This window comes from Streptomyces sp. NPDC046759 (assembly GCF_040645475.1).
GTDB lineage: Bacteria > Actinomycetota > Actinomycetes > Streptomycetales > Streptomycetaceae > Streptomyces.
In genome coordinates this window covers 169,093-190,571 of sequence record NZ_JBEYYJ010000010.1, presented here as the reverse complement: position 1 = coordinate 190,571, position 21,479 = coordinate 169,093, and the positions used below count along the sequence as shown (strand labels likewise).

21 protein-coding genes and 3 tRNA genes are annotated in these 21,479 nt (G+C 72.0%); 9 read left to right on the top strand and 15 right to left on the bottom strand.

Annotation, left to right across the window (positions count from 1 at the left end; genetic code table 11):
- Nucleotides 1-12: 12 nt before the first annotated feature.
- The gene (locus ABZ919_RS16455; protein ID WP_361247918.1) at nucleotides 13-762 is read right to left on the bottom strand and encodes a FadR/GntR family transcriptional regulator; all 750 of its coding nucleotides are present in this window, start codon (nucleotides 760-762) and stop codon (nucleotides 13-15) included.
- A 195-nt stretch (nucleotides 763-957) separates the two neighbouring features.
- Nucleotides 958-1,031: transfer RNA gene (locus ABZ919_RS16450), tRNA-Lys, on the bottom strand.
- A gap of 185 nt (nucleotides 1,032-1,216) precedes the next feature.
- Between ABZ919_RS16450 and ABZ919_RS16445 the strand changes: the two genes are divergently transcribed.
- The 4 genes from ABZ919_RS16445 to ABZ919_RS16430 all read left to right on the top strand — a co-directional run bounded on the left by ABZ919_RS16445 (nucleotide 1,217) and on the right by ABZ919_RS16430 (nucleotide 6,109).
- The gene (locus ABZ919_RS16445; RefSeq protein WP_361247917.1) at nucleotides 1,217-2,320 is read left to right on the top strand and encodes a peptidoglycan-binding protein; all 1,104 of its coding nucleotides are present in this window, start codon (nucleotides 1,217-1,219) and stop codon (nucleotides 2,318-2,320) included.
- Between the two features lie 94 nt (nucleotides 2,321-2,414).
- On the top strand, nucleotides 2,415-3,575 hold the full coding sequence (locus ABZ919_RS16440) for an SPFH domain-containing protein (protein ID WP_361247915.1): 1,161 nt from the start codon (nucleotides 2,415-2,417) through the stop codon (nucleotides 3,573-3,575).
- A 126-nt stretch (nucleotides 3,576-3,701) separates the two neighbouring features.
- Nucleotides 3,702-4,307, top strand: coding sequence for a lytic polysaccharide monooxygenase (locus ABZ919_RS16435; protein ID WP_361247913.1), 606 nt, complete (start codon nucleotides 3,702-3,704; stop codon nucleotides 4,305-4,307).
- Between the two features lie 107 nt (nucleotides 4,308-4,414).
- Entirely contained in the window at nucleotides 4,415-6,109 is a 1,695-nt protein-coding gene (locus ABZ919_RS16430; RefSeq protein ID WP_361247911.1) for an AMP-binding protein, read from the top strand.
- Here ABZ919_RS16430 and ABZ919_RS16425 read toward each other — a convergent pair.
- From ABZ919_RS16425 to ehuB, 6 genes are all read right to left on the bottom strand, one after another.
- A tRNA-Lys gene (locus tag ABZ919_RS16425) sits at nucleotides 6,072-6,148 on the bottom strand. The genes ABZ919_RS16430 and ABZ919_RS16425 overlap by 38 nt on opposite strands.
- A 94-nt stretch (nucleotides 6,149-6,242) precedes the next feature.
- Nucleotides 6,243-7,001, bottom strand: coding sequence for an IclR family transcriptional regulator C-terminal domain-containing protein (locus ABZ919_RS16420; RefSeq protein WP_361247909.1), 759 nt, complete (start codon nucleotides 6,999-7,001; stop codon nucleotides 6,243-6,245).
- Between the two features lie 209 nt (nucleotides 7,002-7,210).
- The gene (gene ehuA, locus ABZ919_RS16415; RefSeq protein ID WP_361247907.1) at nucleotides 7,211-7,987 is read right to left on the bottom strand and encodes an ectoine/hydroxyectoine ABC transporter ATP-binding protein EhuA; all 777 of its coding nucleotides are present in this window, start codon (nucleotides 7,985-7,987) and stop codon (nucleotides 7,211-7,213) included.
- A 10-nt stretch (nucleotides 7,988-7,997) separates the two neighbouring features.
- Complete coding sequence (gene ehuD, locus ABZ919_RS16410; RefSeq protein WP_361247905.1) at nucleotides 7,998-8,648, bottom strand: ectoine/hydroxyectoine ABC transporter permease subunit EhuD; 651 nt, start codon at nucleotides 8,646-8,648, stop codon at nucleotides 7,998-8,000.
- The gene (gene ehuC / locus ABZ919_RS16405; RefSeq protein WP_361247904.1) at nucleotides 8,645-9,379 is read right to left on the bottom strand and encodes an ectoine/hydroxyectoine ABC transporter permease subunit EhuC; all 735 of its coding nucleotides are present in this window, start codon (nucleotides 9,377-9,379) and stop codon (nucleotides 8,645-8,647) included. The genes ehuD and ehuC overlap by 4 nt, the downstream gene beginning before the upstream one ends.
- Nucleotides 9,376-10,293 (bottom strand): ectoine/hydroxyectoine ABC transporter substrate-binding protein EhuB, encoded by a 918-nt coding sequence (ehuB, locus tag ABZ919_RS16400; protein WP_361247902.1) that lies wholly within the window; start codon nucleotides 10,291-10,293, stop codon nucleotides 9,376-9,378. Before ehuB ends, ehuC begins: the two co-directional genes overlap by 4 nt.
- A 47-nt stretch (nucleotides 10,294-10,340) precedes the next feature.
- Between ehuB and ABZ919_RS16395 the strand changes: the two genes are divergently transcribed.
- Nucleotides 10,341-10,835 carry a DUF3830 family protein gene (locus ABZ919_RS16395; RefSeq protein ID WP_361247900.1) on the top strand — a complete coding sequence of 165 codons (495 nt, stop codon included), beginning with the start codon at nucleotides 10,341-10,343 and terminating at the stop codon, nucleotides 10,833-10,835.
- 43 nt (nucleotides 10,836-10,878) lie between these two features.
- Here the strand turns inward: ABZ919_RS16395 and ABZ919_RS16390 are convergent, their stop codons facing one another.
- The 3 genes from ABZ919_RS16390 to ABZ919_RS16380 are packed head-to-tail and all read right to left on the bottom strand — an operon-like array spanning nucleotide 10,879 to nucleotide 13,537.
- Nucleotides 10,879-11,097, bottom strand: a complete 219-nt coding sequence (locus ABZ919_RS16390) for a hypothetical protein (RefSeq protein ID WP_361247898.1) — start codon at nucleotides 11,095-11,097, stop codon at nucleotides 10,879-10,881.
- Nucleotides 11,098-11,154: 57 nt separating this feature from the next.
- Nucleotides 11,155-12,570 carry an amidase gene (locus tag ABZ919_RS16385; protein WP_361247896.1) on the bottom strand — a complete coding sequence of 472 codons (1,416 nt, stop codon included), beginning with the start codon at nucleotides 12,568-12,570 and terminating at the stop codon, nucleotides 11,155-11,157.
- 16 nt (nucleotides 12,571-12,586) lie between these two features.
- Nucleotides 12,587-13,537, bottom strand: a complete 951-nt coding sequence (locus ABZ919_RS16380; RefSeq protein WP_361247894.1) for a D-2-hydroxyacid dehydrogenase — start codon at nucleotides 13,535-13,537, stop codon at nucleotides 12,587-12,589.
- A gap of 139 nt (nucleotides 13,538-13,676) precedes the next feature.
- Here ABZ919_RS16380 and ABZ919_RS16375 point away from each other — a divergent pair, with 139 nt between their 5' ends.
- The 3 genes from ABZ919_RS16375 (at nucleotide 13,677) to ABZ919_RS16365 (ending at nucleotide 16,424) form a co-directional block, all read left to right on the top strand.
- Complete coding sequence (locus tag ABZ919_RS16375; RefSeq protein ID WP_361247892.1) at nucleotides 13,677-14,465, top strand: aspartate/glutamate racemase family protein; 789 nt, start codon at nucleotides 13,677-13,679, stop codon at nucleotides 14,463-14,465.
- The gene (locus ABZ919_RS16370) at nucleotides 14,462-15,193 is read left to right on the top strand and encodes a decarboxylase (protein ID WP_361247890.1); all 732 of its coding nucleotides are present in this window, start codon (nucleotides 14,462-14,464) and stop codon (nucleotides 15,191-15,193) included. Before ABZ919_RS16375 ends, ABZ919_RS16370 begins: the two co-directional genes overlap by 4 nt.
- A 142-nt stretch (nucleotides 15,194-15,335) precedes the next feature.
- Nucleotides 15,336-16,424 carry an LLM class flavin-dependent oxidoreductase gene (locus tag ABZ919_RS16365; RefSeq protein WP_361247888.1) on the top strand — a complete coding sequence of 363 codons (1,089 nt, stop codon included), beginning with the start codon at nucleotides 15,336-15,338 and terminating at the stop codon, nucleotides 16,422-16,424.
- Here the strand turns inward: ABZ919_RS16365 and ABZ919_RS16360 are convergent.
- Complete coding sequence (locus ABZ919_RS16360) at nucleotides 16,403-18,208, bottom strand: bifunctional diguanylate cyclase/phosphodiesterase (RefSeq protein WP_361247886.1); 1,806 nt, start codon at nucleotides 18,206-18,208, stop codon at nucleotides 16,403-16,405. The two genes, ABZ919_RS16365 and ABZ919_RS16360, sit on opposite strands and share 22 nt — an antisense overlap.
- A 320-nt stretch (nucleotides 18,209-18,528) precedes the next feature.
- Here ABZ919_RS16360 and ABZ919_RS16355 point away from each other — a divergent pair, with 320 nt between their 5' ends.
- Nucleotides 18,529-19,791, top strand: a complete 1,263-nt coding sequence (locus ABZ919_RS16355; RefSeq protein ID WP_361247884.1) for a M6 family metalloprotease domain-containing protein — start codon at nucleotides 18,529-18,531, stop codon at nucleotides 19,789-19,791.
- 356 nt (nucleotides 19,792-20,147) lie between these two features.
- On the opposite strand, the gene ABZ919_RS16350 is transcribed toward ABZ919_RS16355, so the two are convergent.
- The 3 genes from ABZ919_RS16350 to ABZ919_RS16340 form a co-directional block, all read right to left on the bottom strand.
- Nucleotides 20,148-20,221, bottom strand: a tRNA-Lys gene (locus ABZ919_RS16350).
- A complete protein-coding gene (locus tag ABZ919_RS16345) occupies nucleotides 20,212-20,781 on the bottom strand; it encodes a bifunctional DNA primase/polymerase (RefSeq protein ID WP_361247882.1) in 570 nt (189 codons plus the stop codon). Before ABZ919_RS16345 ends, ABZ919_RS16350 begins: the two co-directional genes overlap by 10 nt.
- A 112-nt stretch (nucleotides 20,782-20,893) precedes the next feature.
- Complete coding sequence (locus ABZ919_RS16340) at nucleotides 20,894-21,262, bottom strand: hypothetical protein (protein WP_361247881.1); 369 nt, start codon at nucleotides 21,260-21,262, stop codon at nucleotides 20,894-20,896.
- Nucleotides 21,263-21,479 lie beyond the last annotated feature (217 nt).

Genomic DNA, 21,479 nt, shown 5'->3' with positions numbered 1-21,479 from the left:
GGTGTTTACCGGTCAAACCCGTTCATTGCGGCGCGTGTGGGTGCCGGGAGGCGGGGGTGCGCCGGTGTCCCCGGAGGACCGGGGTGCGCCGGTGGCGGAGAGGCGGACACGGATGTTGCCGAAGTGGTCTCTTATGGCCTCCTCCGCCCGCAGTGAGTCGCCGGACCGGACCGCGTCCAGGATCTCCCGGTGCTGGCGGCAGGTGACCCTGGGGTCCTGCGGCACGTCCACCAGATCCCGCTGCACCCGGTGAAAGGCGTCCCAGAACGCCTCCAGCACCTCGCTCAGCAGCACGTTGTCCAGCCCCCGGTAGAGGGTGGCGTGAAAGGCCCGGTCGGTCTCGGCGAGGCCCGCCCCTTCGGCAGCCTCCCGTTCCATACGGTCCACGAGGGCGTCCAGTTCAACGAGGTCCGCCTCGGGCAGCCGCCCGGCCAGCCGCGAGACCAGCCCGGTCTCCACGGCCTCGCGCAGCTCCAGCAGCTGCAGCAGGGAGTCCTCGCCCCGGTAGTGCCCGGCGACGGTGCGGAAGGCCAGTCCCTCGATCATGGGTGCGAACGACATCGAGCCGACGTACGTGCCGAAGCCGTGCCGGATCTCCACGATCCCCATCGCCTGCAGTGCCTTCAGGGCCTCGCGCACGGAGTTCCGGCTCGCGCCGAGGTACTCCATCAGCTCCGGCTCCGTCGGCAGCGGGGCCCCCGAGGGCAGCCGCCGGTCGACGATCAGCTTCTTGATCCGCTCCTGAAGGTCCCGGGCTGCCATGGCCAGAGGGTATCCGGCCAAACGAGGGGATCGGCAGGGGCATGTCGGGGCGTGCAGAATGCCTCCCGCCGGCGCGCGGGGCTTTCCGGTCGGGGCGGGGGCGCGGAGCCCCCACTCCCGCGGCGCGGCCGCGCAACAACAGAGATGGCGACCCCCGTCCGCGCTTCTTGCGGACGTGGATCGCCATCGTCATCGTGCGCCGCCAGGGACTCGAACCCCGGACCCGCTGATTAAGAGTCAGCTGCTCTAACCAACTGAGCTAGCGGCGCCTGCTGACGGGGACAACTCTACCTGACCTCCAGGGGTGCCGATGACCACCCCCACGTGACCAGTGGGGGCGCAGGGGCCCGTGTACATCATTCGGACCGTCAAAGTGGCGGTCGGTTGGACAGTTGGGAAACTGACCAACGTGCACACTAGCGGACAAATCTCCCCCGAATGTGAGGCAGATCGCATGACGGTTCCGGTGTTCGTGGAATTCGACCCCGCGATCGACTGCGACTGTCCCGGTTGCGTCCAGGGCCGACGGGCGAGCCCTCGCCCGTCGTCGGGCCGACCCGGTGGCTTCGCGCTGACCTGCGGCATCGTGGCCTTGGCCGCCGCCGGCGCCGTTCTCGGCGCAGCCACCCCGGCCGTCGCCCGCACCCTGGGCCGTCCCGCCGAGGAGCGCCCGCACGAGTCCGGCGACGGTGAGCCCGCCACCCCCCAGGGCCCCAGGGCTCCGCTGTACGGCCCGAAGGGTCAACCGGCGCAGCCCCCCACCGTCCCGATCCCCGCGACCACCCGAACCAGGATCATCGACCGGGCCAAGATCTGGGTGGCCGCAAAGGTCCCGTACAGCATGAACGACTACTGGTCCGACGGTTACCGGCAGGACTGCTCGGGCTATGTCTCCATGGCGTGGGGCCTGCAGAGCAACGAGTGGACGGGCAGCCTCGACCAGTACGGCGTGAAGATCACCAAGGACGAGCTGCAGCCCGGAGACATCCTGCTGTACCACAACCCCGACAACCCTGAGGCAGGTTCCCACGTGGTGATCTTCGGCGGCTGGACGGACGACGCGCACACCTACTACACGGTCTACGAGCAGACGCCCCCGCAGACCCGCAGCCAGCCCACGCCGTACCCGTACTGGAGCAACGCCGCCAAATACGTCCCCTACCGCTACAAGGGCCTGGCCTCCGGCAGCAAGGGCGCGCAGCGGGCGGCCGCGGGGGCGAAGGTCTCCTATCCGGAGGCGGGCGGTCCCGATCGGCTCGCCGTGCAGGGGGCGCCCGCCTCGCACGGGGTGCCCGGCTATCCCGGGCGGAACCACTTCCGGCCCGGCGCGGAGAACGCGTACGTCACGCAGCTGGGCCGGCAGCTGACGGAGAAGGGGTTCGGCAGGTTCTACGCCAACGGTCCCGGTCCGCGCTGGGGCGACGCGGACCGGCGCGCGGTGGAGGCGTTCCAGCGCACCCAGGGCTGGCGCGGCGGCGCGGCGGACGGCTACCCGGGACCGGAGACCTGGCGCCGGCTGTTCGCGGACGCCGGCCCGGACCGGGTGAGCGACCTGTGACCGTCCGGCCGCCCGGTCGCCCCCCCGGCCACCGAGGCCCCTGTCCACCCCACCCCTGTCCATGACGCGTCTGGCGCGGAGGCTGGAGGCACACATGAGTACGACCACGTCACACACACCCCCCGAATCCGAGGGGCAGCCGGAGGGCACCCCGGGGCCGGGCGGGCGTCCGGCCCGGCTGATCCAGAACGAGACGACCGCCGAGATCCCGGTCCATCTGCTCTTCCGTGACGGCCCGGACCCGGGGAACCCGGTGAAGGTGCCGCTCACGCCCGCTGTGGTGGCCCGTCGGCAGGGCACCGGCGAGCAGCCCCGGCTCCGGGGCGCGCCGCCGGTGCGCCGCAGGCCGCTGCCGGAGGTCGACCCGGGCCTGGCGGAGCGCCCGGCGAGGGTGCTGCCGGGGGCGGCCGGACTGTTGGCCGGGGCATGCGGGGTCACCGGCTGTGCGGCGACCTCGTGGTGGGCGGGTCTGCTGTCGCCGGCCGTGGTGGAGACGCTGGGGCTGCCCGCGTCCCTGGGCGCGGGTCTCGGCCCGGCGCAGTGGGCGGTGTACGCCGGGGCGGGTGTGCTCGGGACGTTCGGCTTCGCCGGGCTGACCCGGGGCCGGAGCGGACAGGCCTGGGTGCTCGGCCTCTTCGGCCGCTACCGGGGGACGGTGCGGCGCACCGGACTGCTCTGGGTGAACCCGCTCCTGGCGCGCCGTCGGGTCGATGTGCGGCTGCGGCACTGGCGCAGTGAGGCGATGCCCGCGGCGGACCCCGACGGGGTGGCGCTGCGGGTGGTGGTGCTGGTGGTGTGGCGGGTGCGGGACACCGCCCGGGCCGTGCTCGGCGTCGAGAACCACGAGGCGTACTTGCGCGGGTGCGTGGAGGCGGCGCTGGCCCGGGTGCCGATGGAGCCGGCGGGCGGCACTGGCGGCCCGGGCGCTGCGGGCGACGGGGCGACGGCGGCCGGGGACGTACTGACCCGGCTGGTGGCGGAGGAGACCGCGCCGGCGGGGATGGAGGTGTTCTCGGTGCAGCCGGTACGCGTGGAGTACGCCCCGGAGGTGGCCGCCACCATGCGCCGGCGGCGGATCGCCGCGCTGGACGCGCGGCAGCGGGCCGGCATGCTCAGCTCGGTGGTGGACTCGGTGGAGGACACCGTGACCCGGCTGACCACGCGCGGGCTGGTCGAGCTCGACGACTACGAGCGGAAGGTGCTGGTGCGGGATTTGACGGTCGCCTTCTGCTCGGGGCACGGGGGACTGCCGTAGCACAGCCCGTACGGTGCGGGCGCGCTTCCTGTATGGACACAGTCAACCCACGGCAATAATCTGACACTTGGTCTAGACCTACCTGCACAGCTCACCGAACTCCCCACGTTCTCCAGGAGCGGCAGTATGCACACCAGGACCAAGCTGTCCGCGGTCGTGCTGGGCGTGGTGACCGCCGGAGCGTTCGCGCTCTCCACCGGCGGCGCCAGCGGGCACGGCTACACCGACCTCCCCATCAGCAGACAGAAGCTCTGTGCCAACGGCACGGTGACGGGCTGCGGCGACATCCAGTACGAGCCGCAGAGCGTCGAGGGCCCCAAGGGCTTCCCGGCCGCGGGGCCCGGCGACGGCCAGATCTGCAACGGCGGCCTGAGCCGGTTCGCCCAGCTCAGCTCGCCGGCCACTCCGTCCGGCGGGGCGTGGCCCACCACCAGGGTGACCGGCGGGCAGACGTACACCTTCCGCTGGCAGTTCACCGCCATGCATGCCACGACCGACTTCAAGTACTACGTGACCAAGCAGGGCTGGAACCAGAACCACCCCCTGTCCCGCTCCGACCTCAACCTCACCCCGTTCCTGACGGTCCCGTACAACGGGCAGCGTCCGTCGGCCACCCTCAGTCACAGCGGCACCCTGCCCACCGGGCTGAGCGGGCACCACGTCGTCCTCGCGGTGTGGACGATCGCCGACACGGGCAACGCGTTCTACGCCTGCTCGGACGTCACCTTCTGAGTGTTGTTGCGGTACGGCCCGGAAACCGGGCTTGTGCGAGCTGTTCTTCCAGGCCGTGCCGTGACAGCTCTCCCCATCTGACGCTACGTCAGTTAACGTGCGCCCTCATGGAGTCCAGTGCGCACACGGTCGCCGAGCTGGTCGCGGCGCGGTGGGGGGACCAGCGGCCGGGGCTGTGGTGCGGGGAGAGGGTGCTGACCCAGCACGAGTTCGCCGCGGGCGCCGCCGCCCGGGCCGCGCTGCTCGCCGACCTGCTGCCGCCGGGCGCCCCACCGCACGTCGGCGTGCTCCTGGACAACACCGAGGAGTTCCCGCTGTGGCTCGGTGCCGCCGCCCTCGCCGGCGCGGCCGTGGCAGGGATCAACCCCACTCGCCGCGGCTCCGAGCTGGCCCGGGACATCCGGCACACCGACTGCCCGCTCCTGGTCACCGACCGGGCCCACCTCCCCCTGCTCGCGGGCCTGGAGCTGCCCTGGGGGTCCCCCAGCGCGAGGGGGGCCGGGCGTGCGGCGGTGATGATCCTCATGACGGACGACGAGGAGTACGGCACCCTCCTCGCCCCCTACAGCGGAGCCGTGCCCGACCCGAGCCGCGCCGCACCCGCCGACCGGCTGCTGCTGTACTTCACCTCCGGCTCCACCGGCGCCCCCAAGGCGGCCATCTGCTCCCAGGGGCGGCTGGCGGCGGCCGGGCAGGCACTGGTCCGGCAGTTCGGGCTGCGCGCGGACGACGTGCACTACCTCTGCATGCCGCTGTTCCACGGCAACGCGGTGATCGCCGGCTGGGCGCCCGCGCTGGCCGCCGGCGCGGGGGTCGCGCTGCGGCGGCGGTTCTCGGCGTCCGGTTTCCTGGCCGATGTACGCCGGTACCGGGCGACGTACTTCACCTACGTCGGACGGGCGATCCAGTACGTCCTGGCCACCGAGGAGCGTGCGGACGACCGCGACAACCCCCTGCGGCTCGGCTTCGGCACCGAGGCCGGCGCGGTGGACGCGGCGGCCTTCGAACGGCGGTTCGGGGTGCGGCTGGTGGAGGGATACGGCTCCTCCGAGGGCGGCGCGGCGATCCAGTGGGCGCCCGGCACGCCGAAGGGCGCGGTGGGACCGGCGGGGCCGGGGCTGGTGGTGCTGGATCCGGCCACGGGGCGTGAGTGCCCGCCGGCCGTGTTCGACTCCGCGGGGCGGCTGCTCAACGGGGAGGAGGCGATAGGGGAGCTGGTGAACCGGGCGCCGAACCCCTTCGAGGGCTACTGGAGGAATCCGGCCGCCGAGGCCGAGCGGCGCCGGGGAGGGGCGTACTGGACCGGCGACCTCTTCTGCCGCGACGCCGAGGGATACCTGTACTTCGCCGGCCGCACCGACGACCGGATCCGGGTCGACGGGGAGAACCTGGCCGCCGCGATGATCGAGAACATCCTCGCCCGGTACGAGGGCGCGGTGGCCGTGGCCGTGTACGGGGTGCCGGACCCGGTGACGGGGGACCAGGTGATGGTGGCCGTCGCCGGATCCTTCGAGCCGGCGGGCTTCGCGGAGTTCCTCGCGGCCCAGCCCGATCTCGGGACGAAGATGGCGCCCCGGTTCGTGCGGGTGGTGCAGCGGATGCCGGTGACGGCCACGAACAAGATCCACCGGGCGCTGCTCAGGCGCGAGGGGTACGTGTGCGCCGATCCGGTGTGGTGGCGGCCACCGGGGGAGACGTCGTACCGGCGACTCACCACGGAAGACGCCGAAGGGCCCCTCGCCGTGGCGAAGGACCCTTCGGTCGTGGTGCGCCGCCAGGGACTCGAACCCCGGACCCGCTGATTAAGAGTCAGCTGCTCTAACCAACTGAGCTAGCGGCGCATGACTCCCGCCCGCTGCGGTTTTCGTCTTCCGCGGCTGGCGACGAAGAAAATACTACCTGGTTCCGAGGGGTGCTCGTGACCACCCCGGCCGACTAGATCGCCAGGGAGAGGAGGACCGGTGCCGCGCTCCGGTTGAGCGCTTCCGCGGCCTGCCTCAGGCGGTGTGCCTTCTCCACCGGCAACGACAGCGCCAGGCAGCCCACCGAGGAGCCGGCCGTGATCGGGACGGCCGCGCAGACCGTGCCGATCGCGTACTCCTGGAGGTCCAGCACCGGCACTGTGGGCGGCTGCGACTCCAGGCGGGAGAGCAGCAGCTTGTGGCTGGTGATGGTGCGGGAGGTGAGGCGGGCCATCCTGTGCCGGGAGAGGTGGTCGCGGCGGGCGTTGTGGTCCAGCTGGGTCAGCAGGCTCTTGCCGACCGCCGTGGCGTGGGCGGCGGTGCGGAAGTCGACCCACTCGTTCACCGCCGGTGTGGTGGGTCCGGCGGCGTACTGGGTGACCTTGACCTCGCCGTCGACGTACCGGCTCATGTAGATCGCCGCGCCCACCGAGTCGCGCAGCCGGTCCAGGGTGTGCTGGAGCTTCTCGCGCACGGCGCGCTCGCGGTCGTGCGCTGAGGTGAGACGGCGCAGGGTGTCGCCGGTCACGTACGCGCCGTCGGTGATCTGTTCGACATAACCCTCGCGGCGCAGCATGCGCAGCAGGGCGGTCAGCCGCTCGGAGCCGAGGCCGGTGCGGCGGGCCAGCTCGGTGTCGGTGACGCCGGCGGAGTGGCGGGCGACGGTCTCCAGCACGCGCAGGGCGTCCTGGGCGGAGTGGTACGGGGCGGTCGGCTCGTGCATCAGCGCCACGGTGTCCCCCTGCGCTCGCCTGTCTTGGCCGCGATTCCGGTCGGCGGATCGTTACCACGATAACGGGCAAACCCGCTGCGGGGAGAGGGGGTTGGCGAGATTGTTCCGCCCGCCAGGCCCCTCCCAACTGCGACGCAGACCCTCTGGCATATGTCAAAGTCATGACCCAACGGCCGGACCTCGAGACATTCCGCATCCAGACCCCGTCATCACAGGACCGCGCTGAGGAATTCCCGGGTACGGTCCTGCTCCGGCTCGGTGAAGATCTTCTCCGGGGAACCCGACTCGATCACCCGGCCCCCGTCGAACATGAGCACCTGGTCGGAGATGTCACGGGCGAAGCCCATCTCGTGGGTCACGCACAGCATCGTGATGTCGGTGCTGCGGGCGATGTCCCTGAGCAGGTCGAGCACGCCCGCCACCAGCTCGGGATCGAGCGCGGAGGTCACCTCGTCCAGCAGCAGCACCCGCGGCCGCATCGCCAGCGCCCGGGCGATCGCCACCCGCTGCTGCTGCCCGCCGGACAGACGCGTCGGCCGGGCGTCGCACTTGTCCGCCAGCCCCACCAGGTCCAGCAGCTCCCGCGCCCGGTGCTCGGCCTCGTCCCTGGACATGCCGAGCACCTGGACCGGCGCCTCGGTGACGTTGCGCAGCACGCTCATGTTCGGGAACAGGTTGAACTGCTGGAACACCATCCCGATCTTCTTGCGGACCTCGCGCACCCGCTTCTCCGGCGCCGGGAAGAGCTGCTCGCCGTCGACGGTGATCGTGCCCTCGTCCGGTGTGGTGAGGGTCATCAGGAGCCTGAGGATCGTGGTCTTGCCCGATCCGGACGGGCCGATCAGGGTCACGTGTTTGCCGGGGGCGACGGTGAAGCTGAGGTCGTCCAGGACGGTGTTCGCGCCGAACCGCTTGGTGACGCCGTCCAGCCGGACCAGTTCACCGCCGGCCGTGAGCGTGCCGGCGCGCGGCTCGGGTTCTTCCATCAGGGGAGTGTCAGCGGACAAGACGTCGCTCCAGGGCTCGCATGAGAAGGGAGGCCAGGTAGGAGATGAGGATGAAGGCCACGCCGATCACGGTGACCGGCTCGGTGAACTGGAAGTGCTGCTGGGAGTAGAGCCGGGCCTGGCCGAGCATCTCCAGCACGGTGATCACCATCAGCATCGGCGTGTCCTTGAGCATGGAGATCACGTAGTTGCCGAGCGCGGGCACCACCCGGCGGATCGCCTGCGGCAGGATCACCGCGGTCCAGGTCCGCCGCCGGGGCAGGTTGAGCGCCGTGGCCGCCTCCCACTGGCCCGCCGGGACCGCCTCGATACCGGCCCGGTAGACCTGCATGGTGTACGTCGAGTAGTGCAGCCCGATCGCGAAGACACCGGTGGTCAGCGCGGAGAAGGTCAGGCCCCACTCGGGCAGCACGTAGAAGAGGAAGAACAGCTGCACCAGCAGCGGGGTGTTGCGCACGAACTCCGTGACCACGCCGACCGGCCAGCGCACCCACCGGGCGGCCGTCCGCATCAGCAGCGTCCACACCAGGCCGAGGCTGAAGGACAGCAGCGAACCGAGGGCCAGGGCCTCCAGGGTGACCCGCAGCCCGTCCCAGAAGTGCGGCATGAAGCCGCTCACCGCGTTCCAGTCCCACTTCATACGAGACCACTCCCGCCCCCGTTGATGCCGACACCGGTCCTCTGCGCGCGCCCCAGCTCACGCGCCGCCGTGAACGTGCCGGCGTCCTTGCCGACACCGGCCTTCAGCCGCTTCTCCAGGGAGCGCATCAGCCGCGTCAGCACGAAGGCGATCGCGAAGTAGATCAGCAGGACGTACGTGTAGATCTCCGCGCTCTGCTGCAACGCCAGCCGGACCAGGTTCGCGCTGAACGTCAGATCGCCCATGCCCATGGCCGACACCAGCGCGGTGCCCTTGAGCAGCTCGATCAGCAGATTGCAGAAGGACGGGATCATCTCCGGCACCGCCTGCGGCAGCACGACCAGCCTCAGGCGCTGCCAGGGCGTGAGGCTGAGCGCGATCCCGCCCTCCTTCTGTGCCGGGTCCACCGCGTTCAGCGCGCCGCGCACGATCTCCGAACCGTACGCGCCGTACGTCAGGCCGAGCGCCAGCGTGCCCGCCCACATCGGCACCAGCTGCCAGCCGAAGGCGACCGGCAGCACGAAGAACACCCAGAAGATCATCACCAGCGCGGAGGTGCCGCGGAACACCTCGGTGTAGAAGCCGGCGACGAAACGCACGATCCACAGCCGGTGGGTGCGCGCCACACCGACGGCGAAGGACACCGCGGTGGCCAGCAGTCCGCTGAACACCAGCAGCTGGACGGTGGTCCAGACGCCCTTGAGTACCAGGTCCCACAGCCCCGAGGTCATCCGCCGCACAGCTCCTTCGCGGTGAGGCCGGTCATTTCGGCCTTGGTGAAGCCGAACGGCCTGAGGATGCGGAACAGTTCACCGCTCCTCTTCAGCTTGCGCAGCTCGACGTTGAAGGCGTCGCGCAGGTTCGTCTCGGTCGGCCGGAACGCGAACGCGCCGCCGTCGACGTGCGGTCTGCCCTTGACCAGCGGCGCGAAGGGCGCCGTGGCCTCCGCCTTGGCCGACTTCCTCACCACCTCGCGCGTGGTGAGCGCCGTACCGGCGAAGACGTCCACCCGGCCCGCCTCGACGGCGTTCAGCCCGGCCACCTGGTCCGGGACGATCAGGATGTCGCTCTGCCTGTACCCGGCCTCGACGGCGTACTGGATCTCCGCGTATCCGGTGCCGGTGGCGAACTTGGCCTTCTTCGCGACGACGTCCTTGTAGGAGTGCAACCCCATCGGGTTCCCCTTGCGGACGATGAACGAATCCAGCATCTGGTAGTCCGGATCGGCGAAGATCACCTGCCGGCAACGCTCCGGGTTGACGTACATCCCGGCCGCCACGACGTCGAACTGCTGCGAGTTGAGTCCCGGGATCAGCGAGCCGAACTCGGTCGGCACCGGCTGCACCTCGTCCACCCCGAGCCGCTTGAAGACCACCTTGGCCAGCTCGGGCGCCTCACCGGTGAGATGGCCGTCCTCGTCGATGTACCCGAACGGGACCTCACCGGCGATCCCGAGCCGTACGACGCCCTGTGCGCGGAGCCGGCCGAGCAGGTCGCCGCCCTTCTTGCCGGACGCCTCGGCCACCCGCGTGCAGCCCGCCGCGCCCAGCACACCGAGGGCCGCGAGACCGCCGAGCACGGACCGCCGGGTGCGTCTGTGTTCCGCCCGTATTGTGTGTGCGTCGTTCCCAAGTGGTGGAGCCATGGCGGCGCGGCTACCCAAGCGCACCCCGGCTATGCACCCTTGTTTTCATGGCCGATCGATTCGTCACCGTCTCGCTCGACAAGCGGGACGTGCACTGCACGGCACGACTGCTGACCGACCGCGCGCCCCTGACCTGCGCGGCGGTGTGGGACGCGCTCCCGCTCGCGGGGGACGTCTATCACGCGAAGTACGCGCGCAACGAGATCTACGCCCTCTTCGCGCCGTTCGCCTCCACGGAACCCCCACTGGAGAACCCGACGGTCACCCCGATTCCCGGCGACCTCTGTTACTTCTCCTTCGCCGGCACCGAGCTCGGCACCCGGGCCTACGGCTACGACCGCGAGGTCCGCCCCGGCACCACGGTGGTCGACCTGGCCCTGTTCTACGAGCGCAACAACCTGCTCCTCAACGCGGACGTGGGATGGGTGCCGGGAATCGTATGGGGCCAGGTGATCGACGGACTGGAGGCGATGGCCGAGGCCTGCAACGACCTGTGGCGGACGGGCGCGGCGGGGGAGACGCTGGCCTTTCGGCGGGCGTGAGGGGCCTCGCGCCCGCGCTGCAGCCGCCGTCCGCGCCCGCCGTTCAGGCCGTGCCGAGCGGGTTGAGCACGGCGAACCGCCGGCAGCCGTCGGCGCCCCGGCACGCGATGCCGGCGGTGGTGCCGGCCGGGGCGGCACGCTCGCCGTCGCTCGCCGACGCCCGAGTCGCCCCGGAGGCGCGACGCCGGCTCGTGCACGCCGGTCTGCCGGTCGCCGCGATCGGCCAAACGCCCGGCTTCTCGGAGCCCACCGACTTCGGCACGATCCTCACCCGAGAGACCGGCGAGGGGCGGGCGCCTTCCGCGCCCGCCGGCGTCGGCTACACCCCCGGCGCACGGGCGGCGCCGACCGCCGGTGCCGACGCCACGTCGGCCTCGTACAGCGCGTGCGCGGCCCGCAGCACGAGATCGTCCCGGTGCCGGGCGGCCACGATCTGCATGCCCACGGGCAGCCCGTCCCCGTCCGTTCCCACCGGGACGGTGGCGGCGGGCTGCTGGGTCAGGTTGAACGGGTAGGTGAACGGCGTCCAGCCCGTCCAGCGCCGGTGCGCCGAACCCCTCGGCGCCTCCAGGCCCGCCTCGAACGCCGTCACCGGCAGCGTCGGCGTCACCAGCAGGTCGTACCGCTCGTGGAAGCGGCCCATGCGCCGGCCCAGGTCCATCCGGACGTCCACCGCGGCCAGGTAGTCCAGCGCGCTGTACCGGGCGCCCTGCACACAGATCTCCCGCAGGCCCGGGTCCAGCAGCCGGCGCCGGTGCGGGGAGAAGCACTGGGTGAGCCGGGCCGCCCCGCTGAACCACAGGGTGTGGAAGGCCTCCACCGGGTCGCTGAAGTCGGGGTCGGTCTCCTCGACGAACGCGCCGAGGTCCGCGAGGGCGGCCACCGCGCGCCGTACCGCCGCCGCGACCGCCGGCTGCACCGCCACCTGGCCGCCCAGCGACGGCGAGTACGCCACCCGCAGCCCGTGCACGCCGCCCTTCAGCCCCTGCGTGAAGGAGCCCGGCGCGGCCGGCAGTCCCGACCAGTCGCGTGCGTCCGGGGCGCCGACGACATCGAGCAGCAGGGCCGCGTCGGCCGCGTCCCGGGTCATCGGACCCACGTGCGACAGCGTGCCGAACGCGCTCGCCGGATACAGCGGCACCCGCCCGTACGTCGGCTTCAGCCCGAAGATCCCGCAGAACGCGGCCGGGATGCGGATGCTGCCGCCGCCGTCCGTGCCCAGCGACAGCGGGCCGGCGCCGAGCGCCACGGCCGCCGCGCTGCCCCCGCTGGAGCCGCCCGCGGTCCGGGAGTGGTCGTGCGGGTTGCGGGTGATTCCCGACAGCGGTGAGTCCGTCACGCCCTTCCAGCCGAACTCGGGGGTCGTGGTCTTGCCGAGGAAGACCGCGCCGTGTTCGCGCAGCCGGGCCACCGAAGGCGCGTCCTCGTCCCAACTTCCCTGCTCGGAGATGGTTGTGGAGCCGCGCAGGGTCGGGTGGCCGCGCAGCAGCAGGATGTCCTTGACCGTCACCGGCACCCCGTCGACCAGCCCGGCCGGCTCACCGCGCCGCCAGCGCTCCTGCGACTCCCTCGCCCGTGCCCGCGCGTCCTCCTCGGTGAGGCGCACGAACGCGTTCACCTCCGGCTGGATCCGCCGGGCCCGCTCCAGGGCCTGCTCGGTCGCCTCCACGGGGCTGAACTCGCCCTTGCGGTAACCGTCGAGGAGCGACACGGCGGTGAGGTCGGTGAGCTGCATGCACCCTCCAAGGAGGTCAGTGACCGGGCACGTAACCACGCTTCTTGTCGACCACGTTCACCAGTGATCTTCCCGCCGCCCACCGCTCGTACAACTCGACGAACTGCACGGCCAGTTCGTCCCGCCAGCCGACCGTGTCCCCGCTCATGTGCGGGGAGACGATCAGCCCCGGAAGCCCCCACAACGGGCTGTCCTCGGGCAGGGGTTCGGTGGTGAACACGTCCAGTGCGGCGCCCGCGATCCAGCGCCGGTCCAGGGCCTGCGCGAGGGCGTCCTCGTCGACGAGCTGGCCCCGGCCGACATTGACGAAGAACGCCGAGGGCTGCATCACGCCGAACCGGTGGCCGTCGAACATCCGGTACGTCTGCTCGGTGAGTGGCGCCGCCGCGATCACCCAGTCCGCGCGGGAGACCAGCCGGTCCAGGTCGGCCGGACCGTGGATGCCGGTCCGCGGGACCCGGCCGACCAGCGCCGTCGTCACGCCCAGCGCCTTCAGGGTCCGTACGATCGCCCGGCCGATCGGCCCCGATCCGACCACGCACGCGCGCGTGCCCGCCACCCGCCGGCCCTCCCGGTGCCGCCAGGTCCGCTCCCGCTGGAGCTCCAGCGTGCGCGGCAGGTCCTTGGCGACCGCCAGCACGAGAGCCGCCACGTACTCGGCGATCGGCTGGTCGAAGATCCCGCGCGCGTTCGTCACCACCGTGCCGGAGGCGGCCAGCTCCGGGCACATCAGATGGTCCACGCCCGCGCTCGCCGTGTGCACCCAGGCCGGCCTCGGCCCGTCCCCCGGCCAGGCCTCGCGTACCGCGTGCGAGGTGAAGTCCCAGACCAGCAGGGCGTCCGCCCGCGGCAGCCGCTCCGCCAGGCGCGCGGCGTCGGTGTGCACGATCCGGGCGCGCCCGGTGAGCCGGCCGAGCCGGGGCGGCGGCTCCGCGTCCAGGACGAGGAGGGTGGGGAGGGTCGTCATACGGGGCGGCTCCGGGCGTCTGACATGCGCGGATTGTGTGCGGATTGACCACGCTCGCACCCGAACCTACCTTCGTCAACACGGGCGTACTCGCGATCCGTTGCCCACTCGTCCACTCACGGTGAGGCCGGTGCCAGCCATGGACGTCTCTTTTCTCGGCGGCCCCCGTCGCCAGCGCGGCGTCGGCGTGGTGGCTCCCTTCGACTTCGCCCTCGACCGCGAGCTGTGGCGCTGGGTGCCCGACGACGTGTCGCTGCATCTGACCCGGACCCCGTTCGTGCCGGTCGAGGTGAGCCTGGACCTGGCCCGGCTGGTGAGCGAGCACGAGACCCTGGGCGACGCCGTGCGCGCGCTGACCGCGGTCGCGCCCGAGGCCGTCGCCTACGCCTGCACCTCCGGCAGTTTCGTCGGCGGGATCGCCGGGGAGCGGGCGATGCGCGCCGCCATGACCCTGGCCGGCGCGCCGCCCTCGGTGACCACCTCGGGCGCGCTGCTGGAGGCGCTGGCCGAGCTGCGGATACGCCGGGTCGCCCTGGTCACGCCGTACACGGTGTCGGTGACCCGGGCGCTGGAGGACTTCGTCGCCGAGGCCGGTGTCCAGGTCACCGGGTGCGCCTTCATGGGGCTGACCCGGCACATCTGGCAGGTGCCGTACCGGGAGGTCGTCGCCATGGCCCGGCAGGCGGTACGGCCCGGCACCGCCGACGCGCTCTTCATCTCCTGCACCAATCTGCCGACGTACGACGTGATCCCCCAACTGGAGGCCGAGCTGCGCATCCCGGTGCTTTCTGCCAACCAGGTCACGATGTGGGCGGCACTGCGCCGGCTGGGTACCCGAGCCGTGGGGCCGTATCAGGCGCTGCTCGACGAGGCCGCGCGTGCCTGGCCCCCGGTACTGCCCGAAGAGACGCAGGAAGGCTGGACATGACCGCACTCGGATTCCTCTACCCGGGCCACTCCGCCGAGGACGACTATCCACGCATCGAGCAGCTCCTGGGCAGCGACATCCGGGTAGACCTGGTCCACACCGACATCGGCGAGGACGCGCACCGGGTGGCCGCCCTGCGTGAGATGGGTTCCGCCGAGCGGCTCGCCGCGGGCATGGAGAGCCTGCGGCTGACCGGGGCCGAGACGGTGGTGTGGGCCTGCACCAGCGGCGGCTTCGTGCACGGCTGGGAGGGCGCCCAGGAACAGGTACGCACGCTCGCGAGGCTGGCCGGGATGCCCGCGTCCTCGACGTCGTTCGCCTTCGTGCACGCGGCCCGGGAGATCGGGGCGCGACGGGTCGCGGTCGGGGCGACCTATCCGGAGGACGTCGCCGCGCTGTTCGCGGACTTCCTGCGGGCCGGTGGTCTGGAGGTGACCGGGATGCGGTCCTCGGGGATCATCACGGCGGCGGAGGTCGGCACCTGGGGCGAGGAGGACGTGCTGACGCTGGCGCGTGCCGCGGACGTCTCCGACGCGGAGGCCGTGCTGCTGCCGGACACCGCCTTGCACACGGCGGCGCATGTGCAGCTGCTGGAGAAGGCGCTGTCCAAGCCGGTGCTCACGGCGAACCAGGTGTCGGTGTGGGAGGGGCTCAGGCTCGCCGGCCGGAGGGTGAACGCTCCGGCCCTGGGGGCGCTGTTCACCAGGGAACCGATCGTGCAGGCCTGACCCGCGCCCGGCGCCCCCCGTCCCGGCCGGCGGCCGCCCACCCGTCCCGGCCGGCGGCCGCGGCACCGCCGCGGAATAAGCGGAGACCGCCTCCTGTTACGGCACCACTGGACGCCCACGCCACAAACAGGAGGCCCACACCGTGTCGGCAGACGAGATCCGGGGCACGACGCACGGGACCGCCCCCGTCCCCCTCTCCGTACTGGACCTGGTGACCGTCGGTGCGGGCAGCACCGCCACCGACGCCCTGCGCACCAGCGTGGAGCTGTCCCGGTTCGCCGAGGCCCGCGGCTTCCACCGGTACTGGGTCGCCGAGCACCACTCCATGCCGGGCGTCGCCTCCTCCTCGCCCGCCGTGATCCTCGCCCACCTCGCCGCCCACACCGACCGCATCCGGCTCGGCTCGGGCGGCGTCATGCTGCCCAATCACGCGCCCCTCGTCATCGCCGAGCAGTTCGGCACGCTGGAGGCGATGGCGCCGGGCCGCATCGACCTCGGCCTGGGCCGCGCCCCCGGCACGGACGGCGCCACGGCCGCGGCCCTGCGCCGCACCGAGACCCTCGGCGAGGGCGCCGACGACTTCCCGCAGCAGCTCGCGGAACTCACCCGCTTCCTGGACGACGACTTCCCCGACGGCCACCCCTACCGCCGTATCCACGCGATCCCGGGCCCGGTGCAGAGCACCGCCCCCGGTGGCGTCCAGTCCCCGCACCGTCCGCCGGTCTGGCTGCTCGGCTCCTCCGGCTTCAGCGCGCGCCTGGCCGGACTGCTGGGCCTGCCGTTCGCCTTCGCCCACCACTTCTCCGCGCAGAACACCATCCCGGCCCTGGACCTGTACCGGCAGACCTTCCGGCCCTCCGCGGTCCTCGACGAGCCGTACGCCCTCATCGGCGTCTCCGCGCTCGCCACCGACGACGCGCGCGAGGCACGCCGCCAGACCCGGGCGATGGCCCTGAACATGCTTCGGCTGCGCACCGGCCGGCCCGGCCTCTTCCCCGACCCGGACGAGGCCGAGAAGCACGAGTTCAGCCCGGTGGAGGAGGAGTTCATCACCTCCTGGACGTCCAACATCGTGCACGGCACGGCCGACGAGGTCCGCGCCGGCCTGGACGATCTGCACAAGCGCACGGGCGCCGACGAGCTGATGCTCGTCTCCCACGCACACCGCGGTGAACTGCGGCTTCGCTCCTACGAGTTGGTCGCTGACGCCTACGGCTTGCCCGCCGCGTAGGTCTGGGCGCCGAGGAGTTCGGAGATACGATCCGGCGGCACCGGGCGGGAGTACAGCCAGCCCTGGCCGGTGTCGCAGCCGATGCGGCGCAGCCGGGTGGCCTGCGCCGAGGTCTCCACGCACTCCGCGGTGACGGTGATGCCGAGCCGATGGGCGAGCTGGATCATCGCCTCGACGATGACCTCGTCGGCGGGGTTGGGGCTGATCGCCGGGTTCTTGTCGGCCTCGTACTGGAAGCCGCGCACGAAGGACCCGTCCAGTTTCAGCGTGGAGACCGGCAGGCGGCTGAGGTAGGCGAGGTTGGAGTAGCCGGTGCCGAAGTCGTCGATGGCGATGCGCACCCCCATGTCGCTGAGCGCCTGCAGGGCCTGCAGCGGCCGGCCGGCCGAACCCATCACGGCCGACTCGGTCAGCTCCAGCTGGAGCAGGTGCGGGGCGAGCCCGGTCTCGGCGAGGATCCGCGCCACGTCGGCCACCAGGTCCGAGTCCCACACCTGCCGCACGGCCACGTTGACGCTGACGAAGATCGGCGGTTCCTCGGGGTGGTCCAGCTGCCAGCGGCGGGCCTGGCGGCAGGCGGTGGCGAGCGCCCAGCGGCCGAGCTGCACGATCGAGCCGTCCTCCTCGGCCAGTCCGATGAACCGATTCGGCGTCAGTGTGCCGAACTGAGGATGATTCCAGCGGATCAACGCCTCGACGCCGGAGAGGCGGCCGTCCTCCATGCCGACCAACGGCTGGTACTCCAGCGCGAATTCATTGCGTTCGATGGCGGGACGCAGGGTGGAGGCCAAGGCCTGACGGGTCATCCGGTGTGCGTTGCGCTCGGGGTCGAACAGGGTCCAGCGGGCCTTGCCGTCGGCCTTGGCCCAGTACAGGGTCGTATCCGCCGCCTGCATCAGGCCGGTCGCGGTCGTGCCCGTCGCGTGGCGTTCCACGACACCGATGGAGGCGGTCAGCGACAGGCGCTGACCCGCCAGGTCGAAGGGCTCCTCCAGGGCCTTCAGCGCCGACTCGGCGAGATCGGCGAGCTGTTCGGTGCCGGTGGAGTCCTCCACGAGCAGCGCGAACTCGTCGCCGCCGAGCCGGGCCACCAGCGGGGTCACCGCGCGGGCGTAACCGGCTTCGTCGGCCACCCGGGTCAGGCGCTCGGCGACGGCGGCGAGGAGGCGGTCGCCGACCCGGTGGCCGAGGGTGTCGTTGACGGCCTTGAAACCGTCGAGGTCCAGATAGCACAGGCCGATCCGGCCGGTGCCGCTCTGCTCGTACGACTCCGCCTCCAGCGCGGCCGACAGCCGCTCGAAGAACAGCGTGCGGTTGGGCAGCCGGGTCACCGGGTCGTGCATCTGCAAGTGCCGTAGCTGCGCCTGGAGTTCGCGCCGGGCGCCGATGTCGGCGACGGACAGCAGGACGCCGGACTCACCGCTCAGCGGGGCCACGGTCACCTGCACCCACACGGAGTGCCCCTCGGGATGCTTCAGCCGGCGGGTGCAGCGCAGCCGGGCCTGCCGGCCGCGCAGGACCTCGCGGTAGGCGTGCCAGCTGCGGGTGTCCGAGGCCAGGTCGACCAGGTCGGCGGCGACCCGCCCGGTGAGCGTCTCCGGATCGGTGCCGAGCAGCTCGCCGAAGGCCGCGTTGGCGCCGGAGACGAGTCCCGCGCGGTCCACGACGGCCATGGCGAGCGGGGCAGCCGCGAAGACACGGTGGTAGGTGGTGTGGTCACTGTCTGTTACGGCTGACCGGTCGAGGTCTGCCGCGGGCGTCGGCCCTTCGGACGTTCCGCTCACCGCTCGCTCCCGCAGTGCACTCGATCGCTGTCCGTGCCGGAAAGTGTGCCGATCATAGAGGCTGGCCCCGGGCCCTTCCAGCCGGTCTCCATTGTCCCGGACCGGACACCGGTTCTGGCAGATCGTTTCTGCCCGCACCTGGACGGGTTCTTCGGGCCCTCGACCAGTTGTGACGTTCCGTGAGTGCTTCGGGGTGTCGGGCGCCGGAGTGCGCCGGCGCATCAGGGGGCGCACTCACCCTTGTGGTGCAGGCAAACAGGGCACGGCTTGTCAAACAGCAGCAATCTGGATGCGGATCCAGCGAACCGCATCCGGAGGTCATGTCCGTGCCCATGCTGCGCAGCACCGCCGCCGTGTGCACCACGCTGTCGGCGCTCGCCGCGACGACGATCCTCTCCGGTCCGTCGGCCGCCGAGCCCTTCTCCACGACACCCTGCGCCCTGCACCGGACCGATGCCCACCACTCCGAGGGCGTGGACACCTGGAACCCGGACTACACCCGCCCGATCGGCGCGCTGGACGCCGTGATGATCTTCCTCTCCTTCCCGGACGCGAGCCCGCGTACCACCCCCGCGGAGCTGACCGCCGACCACTTCCCGGCCACCAGCCACTACTTCGAACAGGCTTCCTACGGCAGGTTCACCCTCCGCCCGCACCCGCTGAAGCACTGGCTGCGCATGCCCCGCTCGTCCACGGCGTACGCCATAAAGCGGGACTGGAGCGCGGACGACCGGGCCGCCTATCTGCGCGACGCGTTCGCGGTGGCCGACAAGGAGGTCGACTTCTCCCGCTACCAGGTCGTGTACTTCGTCGCCGACCCGGACGCGCCCGGCGTCGACTCCGACGCCACGAAGGTCGTGAACCTCGACACGCCGGTGCACGTGGACGGCACGGACATCCGACGGGTCGTCACGGTCTTCGAGAAGCACCCGCCGGACCGGCTCGTCCTCGCACACGAGACCGGCCACATGTTCGACCTGCCCGACCTCTACCACCGCCCGGTCGACGGCAAGGGCGACTGGGACACCTACGTCGGCGACTGGGACCTGATGGGCAGCCAGTTCGGCCTCTCGCCCGACCTGTTCGCCTGGCACAAGTGGAAGCTCGGCTGGCTGGATCCGCGCCAGGTGGTGTGCGTGCGCGGCGCCGGGCCGACCCGGCTGACCCTGGAGCCGCTGGAGGCCGGCCCGGGGGTCCCGGTGCAGGGCACGGCGGGCGCCCCGGCCTTCGGCCTCGGACACGGGGTGAAACTCGCGATCGTGCGCACCGGCGCCGACAGTGCCCTGGGCTTCGAGGCGCGCGGCTCGGCCGGCAGCGACCGGGGCACCTGTCGGCAGGGGGTGCTGGTGTACCGGATCAGAGGCGAGGCGGAGTCCGGCGGCGGCCCGGTCGAGGTCGTCGACGCCCACCCGCGCACCGGGGCCTGCTGGGAGAACTCGGTCTACCCGCCCCTCGCCGACGCCCCGGTCGCGCTCGGCGAGAGCTTCACCGTGCCCGGGGAGGGCGTCAAGGTGGAGGTGGAGGGGAGGACGACGTCAGGGGCGTGGACGGTGCGCATCACGCCGGGGGTGCACGACGGCTGACCCTCGCGGGCCACGCCACCGGGTGCGCCGGCTGGCGGTCGGCCGGTTGTCGGGTCGCCGGCTCGTCCCGTCGGCGATGGCTGAACCGCTTGGCTCTCCCCGCCGAGGCTCATTGGGTGGCCGGCTGTCGGTCGGCCGGTTGTCGGGTCGCCGGCTCGTCCCGTGGGCGATCACTGAACCGCCTGGCAGTCCCCGCCGACGATCATCGGGTGGGCCGGCTGTCCGGCCGACGGCCACCGGACCGCCCCGATGGGGGCGTGGGTGGCGAAGCCCCCACACGCGCGGCGAAGCCGCGCAAAAACAACGATGGCGAGACACTCCGCGCGTTCTGCGGACATGCCTCGCCATCGCCATCGTGCGCCGCCAGGGACTCGAACCCCGGACCCGCTGATTAAGAGTCAGCTGCTCTAACCAACTGAGCTAGCGGCGCCTGCTGACGTCGTAGACATTAGCATCCTGGTCGGCGGGAGGAAAAATCGATATCCGCACCGCGGCGCGGGCCGCGCGCACGGCTGCCCAGAGGACGACTTCGGGGCCCGGCAGCCAAGGGTGACGGGTGTCCGGGGCGACCAGCCAGCGAGCGGTGCCGGTGCCGTCGTCCCCGGTGGGCGCCGGGACGGTCACCGCGTCGCCCGTGCCGTGACACAGCAGCGGCGGCACCGCCTCCGTACGGTGCGAGCCCCACTCCTCCCACGCCAGCAGCGAGGGCAGCCGATGGGCCGTGCCCGGTGCGGCGAACAGCAGCACGCGGCCCCGGAACACCGCGACCGGGCCCGAGCCCGGCCCGTCCTCCCACAGCCGGTCCAGCATCCGGCGGCCGAAGACCACCGGAGCGCTCACCACGTCGAAGACGGTGCCGCAGGGCAGGACGACCGGAGCGGTCGGGCGCTCGTCCCAGAGGGCCTGCATGCTCCGCGGATACGCCCCCGCCGAGGCGAGCCAGTCGACGCCGTCGGAGGTGACTCGGGTGACGTTCGGTGCGCTGGTCATGTCACCAAGGTGTACCGGCCGTGAGTGCGCGATTCCCCTGAGTTGCGGAAAGCCGGGACAGGGAGGTGAAGGCAGGAGTATCTTGCCCGCCTGGCATATGCCAAGCGAGGGATCACACGGGGTCGGCGGTCGTCCGCCCCTCGGCGTTCCCCCGCATCAGGTCCCGCCCGAACTCGACCATCTTCTTCGCGTAGTCCTCGGTCCACTCCGCCCGGTCGGCGATGTCCGCAGGGGTCAGCCGGTCGAAGCGGCGCGGGTCGGCGAGCTGGGCCGCCGCGATGGCCTGGTATTCCACGGCCCGGTCGGCCGCCGCGCGGAACGCCTGGGTCAGCTCGGTCGCCCGGACCAGCAGCGCCCGCGGATCCTCGATCGACTCCAGGTCGAAGAAGTGCTCGGGATCGGCGGCCGCCTCCGCGGGCTCGAAGATCAGGGGCGCGGGGCGTAGCCGCGGTTCGTTGCGACGCGGCGTGGGCTCCGCCATGTCGTGTCTCCTCCTCGTACGGTTCGCTGGGCACCGCCTTCAGGTGGGCCACCGTCCATTGTCCCGCGCGCACGCAAGGGGCCCTACGGCCGCAGGCTTCACCAGGCGTTCCGGTCACGCTCGCCAGGTCAAGCAGCAGGCTTCACCCCTGTTCCTGTCACGGTCGCCAGGTCACCCGGTGTTCTGTCAGGTGGGCCAGGACCGCATGGTTGGCCTC